The following is a 13,235-nucleotide window of genomic DNA, read 5'->3' on the forward strand; positions in this document are numbered from 1 at the left end:
TCGATAGTCTTGCGATTTCAATTACTTACCTTAGGTCTCAACAGGATGAACCATGAACGTGTACACGCCAAACTAGCCGAATTTGCACACGCTTGTACCCGTTTTGACCTTTGAGTGCACACGTAGCGCACACGATTTGGGGAGTGCACACGACCGTGGCCAGCTTCACTCAGTTGCCGTCCGGGAACTGGCGCGTCCAGGTAAGAATCGTTACGTGGCCGAAACCTTCTGCCGCCGCAAGGACCGCGAGGAATGAAGGCGTCATGAAGCTTCTGCAAGACGGCTCGTCACCAGGAGACCTTGGCTCCGATGAAGCCCGCAATGCTCGGCGTCCGGTACAGGTCTGCTCTCACATCGGCCGATACCGAGACGTTTCGATCCAGCGCGACCTTCGCGCCGAGATTGATGCGAGCCAGATCGGTCGGAGCCAGCGCGCCATCGATAACGAAGTCAAATCCTGGCGCCGCGATGAACGACGGGTTCACGGTCCGGTGCGGCAGGAATTCGTGAACCCAGGTGGCACGCGCCCAAGCGTAGAGCGAGCCGCCATTCGCCAGCAACTGGGTGGTATCGATCTGTGCGCCGATGAAAGTCGGGACCGAGTTGACGTTCCGGCTCGCGAACGACAGGCCGATGAAGCTCGGCGCGCCGTTGTTGTTCTCGGTGAAGCCATTCATCCAGTACGACGTGAAATTCAGGCCGGCCAGCGGCGTCACATTGTAGTCGCCGAAGCGGTACTTGTAACCCCCCTCGAACATGCCGCTGACGGAGTAGCTGTTGAAGGTCCCGAGCAGATGTTCGGCAAATCCCGGAATTGGCGCAACTGACGACCCGAATAGCGGCGGCAACACCGTGCCCGGGATAGCTGCGAAGCGGCTCTCGGTATTGGTGAAGTATTCAAGGCCGAGCGAGCCCATGACATAGGCGTTGTCGAAGCGCTTCGCAGCATAGCCTGCGATGTGGCTGCCCTCGACGCTGTCGTTGGTATCGCGCCCGGGTATCTTGACCCACGCCTTGCCATACCCGACCGCGACACCGGCCATCAGGGTCGGATCGAACTGATAGTCGAGACCGCTGGTGAATCCACCGCCCGCCGATGACGTAGCCGCCGTTCCGATCGTCGGATTGCCCGAATAGCGCCAGTCACCTCCGTTCAGCGTCGTCCAGATTCGCCAGGTCCGCTGGCCCGGAGATTTCGCGTAATTCGGGAAACCATTGCCGGGCGCCGCCGCGTAACTCATCCGCCCCCCGTCATAGAAGGTCAGGCTGTTGGGATCGTTCCTGTCATTGTCGAACATCCAGAACCGGGCCTGGCTCAGGATCGACGAGTGGAACATGTCGTTGGCCGAGATCGCGGTCTGCTCGACTGCGGCCACGCCTTCGCCCGACAGCGTGTCGTACACCGCACCCAGCACGTCCACGGTCGGCTGATAGAACAATGCCGCCGCGATCGGACGGAAGGTCTGTACATGCGCTGTCTGGATGGCGTTGACTGCGTTGCCGACGGAATGCTGGTTCTGGGTCAAGCCGGAGGGCGAGTAGTCGATCGAGTATTTCAGATCAATATCAGTCGCATTCGGATAGACCAGCGAGTACTGCGCAACAGCGGTCTGTTGAGCCTGCGCAATCAGGTTTGGATGGGTCTCGCCCCCGGCAGCCGAAATGATCGTCAATGTATTGGTGCCCGGTGTAGCGTCACCCGCATTGCCGATATTGACCACGACAGCGCCAGAGACATTCGCCGTTCCCGTCGCGTTCAGCCGATCCGCGGTGGCAGACTTCAGATCCAGATCGACGCCGAAATACCCGCAGGTGCTGGTCGGCAGGCCGAAGGCGCCGCAGGAACCAGCTGCGGTCTGCACGAAGTTTCCATTCAGATTGGTGGTCAAGACGTTGAACAAGGCGCCCGGCGAAAGCAGGCCTTCGTTGGTCAGGACGTTGCCGGCCGCAGGTCCGCCGAGATTGATGGCGGCACCGGCGTCGAACACACCAGCCATCAGCGACGGATTGTTGTTGTAGGGCTTGTTGTCGATCGAGTTCGTGCCGGTCCCGAGGTCGATCGATCCGATCATGTGACCGAAACTCGTGATCGCCTCGTTGCCGACCCCGCCCCTCACCGCCGTGCCGTTGATGCCGGCCATCGTCGCAAGCAGGGCGTAGCTCGTCAGCGTGTTGTTTGCGCCGCCGACAATGGTCACCGCATTGGTCGTCGTTGCACCGTCGCCGCTGCCGAGCACGGACTGAGCGGTGCCGAGCCCGGCGTTGCCGAGCGTGATGCCGATGTTGCCGCCGACACCCAGAGCGTTGACCGACTGGGCGTAGATCGCGCTCGAACCGGCACCGGTCACGACAACATTCGCTTGTGCGTTGATGGTCACCGCGCCCGCGACGCCCGCCCCACCGACGCTGCCGGCGAACGGTCCGCTCGCGCCGGGCGCATTTGCAAAAGCGCCACCGCCGACGATGCCGCCGCCGCCCGCAATCGACTGCGCGATGATCCCGTGTGCACCGGCGCCAGTCGTCGTGATCGCGCCATTCGTGGTCACGCTGACGTTGCCGCCATTGCCGCCACCGCCGCCCACGCCGCCGGTGACCGCCGATGCGGTCGCAGTGCCATCCGAACCAAATGCCATCTGCAAGCCGCCGCCGCCGCCGATCGACTGCGCGACGACCGCGTGGGCGCCGTTGCCAGTCGTCGAGACCAACTGCGTTGCTATCGTCACGGCTCCGCCATCGCCCGCGGCACCGCCACCGGCGCCGATCTTGACGCCTCCCGACGAGCCAACGCCGAAGGCCTCGGCGACACCGCCGCCGCCGCCGATTGATTGCCCGAGCACACCGATCGCCCCCGTGCCGGTCGTGAACACCGAGCCGCCGGCGCCCATATTGACCGCGTCGCCCTTGCCGCCGGCGCCGCCGATCGCACCGATGACGAAGCTCGAGACCGTGGGGTTCTCGCTGCCGCCGCTCCAGAAGCCGGCGAAGCCACCGCCGCCGCCGATCGATTGGCCGAGCAGGCCTACCGAACCGACACCGCTCGTCGAGACAGTCTGCGTCGCATTGAAGGTCACCGATTGAGCAAGACCGCCCGCGCCGCCGAGCCCGCCCACCGCGAAGCTGACGCCGTTGGCACCCACGTTGGTGCCGGTCGGTGTCGTGAAGCCGACATAGCCGCCGCCGCCGCCGATCGACTGCGCCATCAGGCCAGCGGCGAGCGCACCCGACGTTGCGACAGCCCCCGTGAAGCTCGGCAGATTGACCGTTCCGCCATTGCCGACGGCGCCTTCCGAACCTCCAGCAGTAAGGGCAATCCCCAGCGGCGTTCCGGTCACCACGCCGAATGCCAGGATCGCGTTGCCGCCGCCACCGCCGACCGACTGCACCACCGCCCCGGCCGCCAGATTGCCCGAGGTCATGATGTTCCCGGTATTGCTGAATGCGACCGCGGCACCCGAGCCGCCATTGGTGCTGGTCCCACCGGCGATCGCCTTGAGCACACCGACACCGGTACCGACCGAGATGTCTCCGGTGGCGCCGTCCGCGCCGCCGCCACCGCCGATCGACTGACCGATCAGACCAATTGCGCCTTCGCCTGTTGTCGTCGTTGGATTGGCATTGGTGGTGGTCAGAAGATTGCCGTTACCGCTGATGCCGCCCGTGGCGCCGACCATCGCGGTGATACCACCGCCCATCGTCGTCAGCGGATCCGGAACCGAGATCGCACCATTGCCGCCGCCGCCGCCGATCGATTGTGCCAACATGCCGTAGGACAGCGCACCCGAGGTGAGCAGCACACCGCCGCTGACGTCGACGATCACCTTGCCCTTGGCGCCGCCCGCCCCGTTCGAAGAGCCGCCGACGTTCACTTCTGCACCGAGTGCGCCGCCGTTCTGCGCCGAGATCGCCCAGGCCGAGTTGCCGCCACCACCGCCAATCGATTGTGCCAGCACGCTAACCGAATCGTCGGCCAACGTCTGGATACTGCCCGTGCTCTTGACGGTCACATCGCCGCCGTCGCCACCGTTACCGCCGTGGCCGCCGACGTTGTTTGACATCTGCCCGCCACCACCGCCGGTGAGGCTGAGCGCGCCGGCAAATCCGCCCGAGCCGCCGCCTCCGCCGATCGATTGCGCGAGCACGCCGACCGAGCCTGCGCCCTTGACGACGATGATACCCGTATTGGTGACCGTGACCGCGCCGCCATTGCCGCCATTGCCTCCACCGCCACCAACGTTCGACACCATGCCACCCGAGCCGCTTGCCAGTGTGCCGGCCACCGTGAAGCCGCCATTGCCGCCGCCACCACCGACCGACTGCGCATAGATGCCGTAGGAGAGCTTGCCTTCGGTCACGATCTGACCCGAATTGGTCACCGACACGAGATCGGCCGAGCCACCGCCACCGCCGCCACCGCCGATGCTTGTGGTCGTGCTGTTGCCGCCCGATCCCGAGGCGGCCAGCGAGAAGCCACCATTGCCGCCACCGCCGCCGATCGACTGTGCGAGCACACCGATCGAGCGATCGTTCGTGGTGTGAATCAACCCGGTGTTATCGACCGTGACCTGCCCACCATTGCCGGCACCGGCGCCCGAGCCACCGACCGTGTTGGTGAGGGTCGATCCATTGCCGACATTGAACGCGCCGGCGAAACCGCCCGAACCACCACCCCCGCCCACCGATTGCGCAAAGACGCCAATCGATGCGGCGCCGTTGGTAACGATCTGACCGTCATTGGTGACCTTCACCGCGCTGGCCAGGCCGCCGCCGCCGCCCGCGCCGCCACCGACGGTCGAACTCGCGTCGCCGCCGAGATTGAGCGTACCGTCGACCGCAAATCCACCGTTGCCGCCACCACCGCCGATCGACTGCGCCTGGATGCCGTGGGCCATTGCACCGTCAGTAAAGATGAGCCCGGTCGACGTGTTGGTGACGGTGACGTCAAGACCGATGCCTCCCCCACCACCTGAACCGCCTACGGAGGAACTGGCCGACTTCGCCTGCGAGACGCCACTGCCGATCGCGAAACCGCCATTGCCGCCGCCGCCGCCCACCGATTGCGCAAAGATGCCGGTCGCGCTGGTGCCGGTGGTCGCGATCTGCGCGGTGTTTGTGACATTCACCGAGTTGCCAGCGCCGCCGCCGGCACCCGCACCGCCGAGCGTGCTGCCGAGGCTCGCACCGCTAGCGCTGACGCTGGCGCCGATCGCAAACCCGCCGGCGCCGCCGCCGCCACCGACCGACTGCGCGAAGATGCCGAGGGCGCCCTTTCCGGTCGTGCCGATATTGGCGTCGTTGGTGACGGTGACGACACCGGCGCCACCGGCCGCCCCTCCGGCGCCGCCGCCGACCTTCGCATTCGAGTCGTTGTTCAGCGAGGCCGCGGCACCGATCGAAAACGCGCCATTGCCGCCGCCACCGCCGATCGATTGCGCCTCGATGCCGTAGGAGTACATGCCCGACGTCATGATGACGCCGCCTGCATGGTTGTTCACGGTGACGTCGCCGCCGATGCCGGCCGTGCCGCCATTGCCGCCGACGCTCTGGCTGCCGGCATTCGCGGTCGATCCCGCCGCCGAGATTCCGAACGCGCCGCTGCCGCCACCGCCGCCGATCGACTGCGCCAGGATGCCGATCGAGCTGTCCTGTTTGGTCACGATCCTTGCCGAGTTCTCGACCGTCACCAGCATGGCGTTGCCGCCGCCGGCGCCATTGCCGCCGACCGAGTTGTCGAGCGCGGAGCCGTTGGCGCTGACCGAAGCGCTGACCGAGAAACCGCCGGAGCCGCCGCCGCCGCCAATCGATTCCGCGAAGATGCCGTGCGCGTTGAAGCCGTCGGTGGTGATGGTGTCGAAATTCTTGACGGTGACCGTGCCGCCGGTGCTGCCGGCGCCTGCGCCGCCGCCGCCAACAGTAGACTGGGCATCGCCGTTCAACGACAGGCCGGCGCCAATCGAGAAGCCGCCATTACCGCCGCCGCCGCCGATCGATTGGGCTTCGATGCCATGGGCAAAGGCGCCTTTGGTGTCGATCGTGCCGCCAACATTGTTGTCGACTTCGACGGCCATCGCGAGGCCCGCTGAACCGCCCTGGCCGCCGACACCCTGGTTCACGCCCTTGGCTGACGAGGCCGCGGCCCCCAGGGAGAAGCCGCCATTGCCGCCGCCGCCACCAATCGACTGTGCGACGATGCCGCCGGCATTTGCGCCATTCGCCGACAATGCGGCGCTGTTGGTGACCGTGACGGTGTTGGCGTCCGCACCGCTGCCACCATTGCCGCCCGTCGTGTTGTTGATCGCCTTGCCGTTCGAGCTGACGGACACGCCACCTGCGAAACCGCCGGTGCCGCCGCCGCCACCGATCGATTGCGCCAGAATAGCGATCGTGCCGTCACGCGGACCCAGCGTGCCGACGGAGATCGCCCCCGAGTTCGTCACCGTCACAGCGCCCGCCTTTTGGCCGGTGCCGGCGCCGCCGCCGGTCGTGCTCGCCGCGGAGTCGGTTCCAACGGAGAGGGAGCCGCTCACCGCAAAGCCGCCATTGCCGCCGCCGCCGCCGATCGACTGGGCGAGAATGCCGTGAGACAGCAAGCCCGTCGTGATGATCTGTGCGGCGTTGGTGACCGTGACATCCTTGCCCATGCCGCCGTTGCCGCCCGAACCGCCGACGGTATTGGTCGAGCTCTTGTCGCTCGAGCTGAACGCGGTGCCGACGCTGAAGCCGCCATTGCCGCCGCCGCCGCCGATCGATTGCGCGGTGATGCCGGCCGCGTTGTCGCCGAGTGTCAGGATGAGCGATCCGGAGCCGTTCAGCCCCGATTGAACCGTGACCGTTCCGCCATCCGAACCAGGACCGCCCTTGCCGCCCATGGTGTTGGTGGTGGCGTCGCCGCCGAGACCAAGCGCAATCCCTCCGGAGAAGCCGCCGCTGCCGCCACCTCCGCCGATCGACTGCGCAACGATACCGCCTGAGCCGTTGCCAGTGGTGAGGATGGTGCCATCCGACTTGACGAGGACGTTACCAGCCGCGTTGCCGCCGCCGCCATCGCCGCCCGTCGCGTTGGTCACGCCTGCGCCGTTGGTCGAGAGCGATCCCGCGATCGCAAACCCGCCATTGCCGCCGCCGCCGCCGATCGACTGTGCGAGAATGCCAAATGACAGATCGCCGCCGGTGGTGACGTTCCCGACATTGGTGACGTGAACGTCGCCGCTGGTATTGTTGCTGGCGCCGCCCTTGCCTCCGATCGCCTGTGCCGATCCCTTCGAGTCCGACACGGTCGCCGTCGCAGCAATCGCAAAACCGCCATTGCCGCCACCGCCACCAATCGACTGCGCGACGATGCCGCTGGAATTCCGGCCTGCAGTGCTGATAGCACCGTGGTTGGTGACATCGACCATCAGGATGCCGGCCGTGCCGGAACTGCCACCCGCGCCCCCGCTGCCGCCGACCGTGTTGTTGGCGGCGTCTGAGCCCGCCGACAGGCTGACACCGATCGAAAAGCCGCCATTGCCGCCGCCGCCGCCGATCGACTGCGCCAGGATGCCGACCGAATTGTCCTTCTCGGTTTTCACCGAAAGGCCGGTCAGGTCGGTCCCCGACGTCTGTTGCGTCGTGACCGTAACCTTGCTCGAATTGTTCCCGGTGCCACCGTTGCCGCCGACTGAGTTCAGGTCAGTCGAACCGCTGTAAGACAGCGATGCACCGATCGCGAAGCCGCCGTTGCCGCCGCCGCCACCCAGGGACTGCGCGAAGATACCGGTCGATTCACTGCCCTGCGTGTGCACCTCGCCAATGCTGGTGACCGTCACCGTGCCGCCGGTGCCTCCGGTGCCGCCAGTGCCGCCCTTGGACTTGCCAACCGAGTTGTAGTCCATGGTCGCCGAAGCGGCCAACGAGAAGCCGCCATTGCCGCCGCCGCCACCGACCGACTGGGCATAGATGCCCATCGAGCTGTCTTTCGTGGTCGTGATGTTGCCGATGCTCGTCACATCGACCGCGCCACCGGAATTGCACTGTCCCCCTCCGGTGCATGAGCCGCCGTTGCCGCCAACCGCGCTCGCGATCGCAGCACCGCTGGCGAGTGCCAACGAGCCGGAAAAGCCGCCTTTGCCGCCAGAGCCGCCGATCGACTGCGCGAGAATGCCGTCCGAGCTCGGCCCCGACGTGAAGATGTTGCCAGTGCTGCCGACGTGAACGGCGCCCGCCTTCGAGCCGGCGCCGCCGTCGCCACCGAACGCAAACGACGCCGAGCCGCCGCTGCTGATCGTGAGCGTGCCGCTGACGGCGAAGCCGCCATTGCCGCCACCGCCGCCGATCGATTGCGCGAGGATGCCTGCGGACTGCGCACCACTGGTGGTGATATTGCCGGTCGAGTCGATGCTGGCGAGACCTGCGGTGCCGCCGCTGCCGCCTGCCCCACCGAACGCGAGCGAGAGCGCGCCGTTTTCAGAGCCGGAGGCCGCAATCGCGAAGCCGCCATTGCCGCCACCGCCGCCGATCGACTGCGCCACCAGGCCATTTGAAGAGAGACCCGACGTCGTGATCGCACCGGTCGACGTGACCTTGGCCGTGTTGGCGTCGGAGCCAGCACCTCCGGTGCCCCCGAGGCTAATGCCGGCGCTCGCCATTCCGGACCCGGAAGCTGCGATCGCGAAGCCGGCATTGCCGCCGCCACCGCCGATCGATTGTGCGGCGACCGCATCGGAATGATCGCCATGGGTCGTGACCGCGCCATAGCTCGTGACGGTGACGACATCGGAGTTACTGCCGGAGCCGCCATCGCCGCCGAGGCCGACGCTGACCGCACCATAGCCGGCACCGCCGCCCGACAGCGAGAAGCCTCCATTGCCACCCTTGCCACCAACCGACTGGGCAAGGATGCCGTTCGAGTTGGCCTGCCAGGTTTCGATCGTATTGCTTGCCGTGGCAGCGCTGTTGTTGTTGACGGTCACGACGCCGCCGGCGCCGCCCGTGCCGCCGCTCGACGCGAACGAAAGATTGACGCTGGCGAGGCCCGCACCGCTGAACGCACCGGCAAATCCGCCGTTGCCGCCGCCGCCACCGATCGACTGCGCGAGGATGCCGTTCGATCCGGCGCCGGCGCCGCCGGAGACGCCAGTCGAGATGTTGCCGATGCTGGTCACGGTGACGGCCTTACCGTCAGCGCCATTGGCCCCGCTGCCGCTCTTGTCCAATGCAACCGCAACGCCGTTGGTTGCGGCGCCTGCAATCGAGAAACCGCCATTGCCGCCGCCGCCTCCGATCGACTGCGCGAAGATGCCGTTGGAGAGGTCGTTGGTGGTCGTGATGTTGGCCGTGCTGTAAACGGTCACGGCTGAGGCGTCGTTGCCATGACCGCCATTGCCGCCGAACGCCAATCCAACGGAGGCGAAGGTGGCACCGCCGGTCGCTGAGACCGCAAAGCCGCCATCGCCACCGCCACCACCAATCGATTGCGCGAGAATGCCGTTGGAGCTCACGCCATGTGTCGTGATGCTGCCATTGGCGCCGACGAACACGTTGCCGGAGGTGCCGCCAGGTCCGCCCTTGCCGCCCAGCGCGAACGATTCGCTGCCGAACACGCCAACCGAGACGGCCACTGCGTATCCGCCGTTGCCGCCACCGCCGCCGATCGATTGTGCGACGATGCCCGACGAGCGGGCGCCACTGGTAGTAATGTCACTCGCCGAGATCGCACCGATAGCGTTGCAGGCTGCATTGGCGTTGACACAGACATTGTTGGCGTTGCCGCCGGCGCCGCCGCTGCCGCCAATGCCGTTGCCGATAAAGATGCCTGCGGAGACCGCACCGGCACCATTGCCGCCGCCGCCGCCGACCGACTGCGCCAGGATGCCGGCCGCGTCATTGCCGCCTGTCGTGATCGATCCGTTGTTCGTCACGGTGACGACGCCGCCGCTGCTGCCGCCTGAGCCGCCGGAACCACCAACTGAGAACAGCGCTGCCGCGCCGAACCCACCGTTGCCGCCGCCCCCGCCGATCGATTGCGCCGTGATACCGGTCGAGAAATCCTTCTCCGTGATGATGGTCGCCGAATTGGTGACGGTGACCGCGCTGCCGTTGACGCCCGCACCGCCCTTGCCGCCGAGCGCCGCAAGCCCGGCCGCGCCACCGCCGCTGCCACCACCGCCGCCGATCGACTGCGCGAGAATGCCTTCCGAATTGGCGCCAAAAGTATGAATCGAGCCGCTCGCAGTGACCGTGACGGCGCCGCCGATGCCGCCGCCGGCGCCATCGCCGCCCAGCGAGATCAGGCCCGCGCCGAAGCCGCCGTTGCCGCCGCCGCCTCCGATCGATTGCGCGAGAATGCCGCGCGAGAAATCGCCATGCGTCACCAGCGCAGCGTTGTTCGACCCGACGACGACCTCGCCGCCGGAGCCGCCACCACCGCCGGCACCACCGATCGCAAAGACACCGACCGAGCCGCCGCCATTGCCGCCGCCGCCGCCGATCGACTGCGCAAAGATCGCATCGGCGGCGATACAGGACGTGCAGTTCTGGGAGATGTTGGCGTTGTTATCGACCGTGACCTTCATGGCGTCGCCGGCGGCGCCGCCGCGACCGCCAAGCCCCGATGCACCGAGCGCGAAGCCGCCATCACCGCCGCCGCCGCCGATCGACTGTGCGAAGATGCCGGCCGCCGTCGTCGAGTTCGACGCATTGGTATAGGAGCCGGTTCCCGTCAGCGTCATCGCGCCGAAATTGTGGACCTCGACGGTTCCGCCATTATTGCCGCCGCCACCATTGCCACCGCCGCCAATGTAGCCGACGCCGACGCCGCCGGTGCCGCCGCCCCCGCCGACCGACTGCGCAAAGATGCCTGTCGACTGATTTCCGATAACGGTGAGCGTGGCGCTGTTGCTGACAAAGACGTTGCCGCCGGCACCGCCGGTCGAACCGCCGCCGCCGAAGCCGACAACGCCGCCGCCATTGCCGCCCGCGCCGCCGCCACCTCCGACGCTCTGCGCGTAGATCGCCGATGCACCCGTTCCGTTGGTGCCGATCGATCCACTTGTTGTCGTGACGGAGACCGAACCGCCCTTACCTGCGCTCGAGGAACTGCCACCGAACGAAAGCGCACCGATCGATCCGCCGCCCGAGCCGGCAAAGCCGCCTATGCTCTGTGCGAAAATGCCGAATGCATTGTCGCCCACCGTCGTGATCGTGCCGCCGGTCGTAACCTTGACCGTCCCTCCGTCAGAGGCGGCCGCGCCCGAGCCGCCGATGCCGGCAATATTGAGACCGTCCGCGGAGCCGGCCGCGCCACCGGCAGCGCCGACGCTTTGCGCCCAGATTCCGGCCGCGCCCGCGCCGTGCGTTGCGATGTCGAGCACATTATTGATCGTGACTGATTTCGGCGCTCCGCCGTTCTTGCCGTCGCCGCCGACGCCGACTGAGCCGAAGGTGTCACCGTTGCCGCCAGCGCCGCCGGCACCACCGGCGCTGAGGCCCAGGATGCCGTGGGCATTGGTGCCTGTTGTCGAAATCAATCCGCCACCGGTCGTCGTGATGGTGACATTGCCGCCGTCACCACCGGAGCCACCATTGCCGCCGATACCAGGAACCGGCACGAGCAAGACCAACGCGCCGAAGCCGGTTCCGCCATCACCTCCTGCCTGTCCGACGCTTTGCGCCACGATGCCGGCGGCATTTGTGCTGGTCGCCTGAAAGCCGACTCCGGGGCCTACGAAATTCACCGCAACGTCTGGCGCACTCGATCCGCCGGAACCGTTCGTCCCGTGAATCGGCAGGCTCGTTCCGTTGGACGCTTTCCCACCGCCGACCGATATGTTGGCGCTCGCGGTGCCGCCATTCGGCGCGATGTTTCCTGCGAGATTGTTGACGTCGAGCGTCGTGTTTCCGCCGGCCGGGCCGGCGCCGCCATTCGGGAAAGTCGCCGGTGCACCGGAGCAGGTGGTCGTTCCGCCAACCGGCGTATCCTGTTGGCAATCTGCCAATGCAGGCGACGGCGCATCGATGACGGTGAAGAGCAGCAGCGCCAACGCGCACAAAATGCGCAAGGGCAAGGACCAACGGAACTTCAGTTTACGCGGCGTCGACGTCCACGGGACATGAATGCTAATATAGTTTTGCGTGGACGTACCCGCTCCCCAAGCTGTTGGGTTGCGCACGTTACCCTCGAATAAAATTACCTTGGTCGTACGGTCGTGAGTAGCAAAGGCACTTTGCTATCGGCTGCGCCTGGGAAACCTGCAGCCGATCATCGAAAATTAACGAAACAATTGCTACGCGCGAACCTGATAATCTGCAACTGAGCAGGTCGCAATTCGTCACGGACAGACACGTTTGGTCATCCGGTGTGGCTTTTGGGCCATTCAAGTTCCCAAAATGGATCAGCTACGGCTTCGTCATCGCGTCCAACGCTTGCGCCAGCCCGCGAAACGAGAACGGCAGTGTGAGGTCACGATTGCTGCCATCCTTGAAGGCAAGACGGCCGCGGCCGGTTTGAGCACGCCATTTCACAAGAACGTCGTCACGCGCCTCGGTATCGGCGAAACAGCCGGACGGCAGGCAACGCCGATATGTGAGGTCCACCGCCTTGTCTTTTTCATCGACCGACATCTGAACGGGCCCGGCGAACGTCACATTATTCGGTAGCACGACCACGATCCTCATTCCGGCGGATGGATTGCCGGGCGGACGACCGAATGCGATCTCGGCAATCGGTCCCTGCCCCTGGACCTGCAAGGTCTGCGCAACCTCGCAATTCGTCGTGCTGCCGCTATCGATGCGGCTACAGCGCATCACCCAATCGCCGAAAGTTGCTGTCGTATTCTGCGGCAGCGAACTCACGGGTGAAGCTTCGCTCGGAGTTGGCTGCGGTGAAGCAGCCGGAGCCGCAGGAACTGCCGAAGGTTGCGGTGCCGGCGGCCGCGGCGCAGCCGGTCGCGTGGGCTGCGGCAGTGCGGGAGCCTGAGCGTGAGTTTGTTGGGCGGCACTCAATTGCGCTGCGCCCGCCGAGAGCGCGGCGAACAGAATGACGCGCATTGCTGGAAACGAACGCATCGAAGCCCCCATTAAAAATTATCGACCAATGCAGAAAATTTACATGCGGGCGGCGTGACGTAAACAAAGAAATCGCAGCCAGCGAGTAGCGGAGCGTCGAAGCGATCGACGGATCGATCCCGACGTCAACCCTGGTGCGATTTATCCGAGCGTGCTTGCCGGGGCTGCCGAGGACCGCTCGGCAATGAAGATCG

The 13,235-nt window shown here is 66.1% G+C and carries 2 protein-coding genes; both read right to left on the reverse strand.

Going from position 1 to position 13,235, the window contains the following annotated elements; all coding sequences use genetic code 11:
- Nucleotides 1-287: 287 nt before the first annotated feature.
- The gene (locus tag CO675_RS14240) at nucleotides 288-12,035 is read right to left on the reverse strand and encodes a hypothetical protein (RefSeq protein WP_158231239.1); all 11,748 of its coding nucleotides are present in this window, start codon (nucleotides 12,033-12,035) and stop codon (nucleotides 288-290) included.
- Between the two features lie 337 nt (nucleotides 12,036-12,372).
- The gene (locus CO675_RS14245) at nucleotides 12,373-13,041 is read right to left on the reverse strand and encodes an invasion associated locus B family protein (protein WP_158231240.1); all 669 of its coding nucleotides are present in this window, start codon (nucleotides 13,039-13,041) and stop codon (nucleotides 12,373-12,375) included.
- Between the last annotated feature and the right edge of the window lie 194 nt (nucleotides 13,042-13,235).

The sequence above is a fragment of the Bradyrhizobium sp. C9 genome (genome assembly GCF_002532045.1).
Classification (GTDB): domain Bacteria; phylum Pseudomonadota; class Alphaproteobacteria; order Rhizobiales; family Xanthobacteraceae; genus Bradyrhizobium.

Excerpts from the sequence above, each read along its gene's own strand:
- CO675_RS14245 (WP_158231240.1), bottom strand. The coding sequence starts at position 13,041 with ATGCGTTCGTTTCCAGCAATGCGCGTCATTCTGTTCGCCGCGCTCTCG.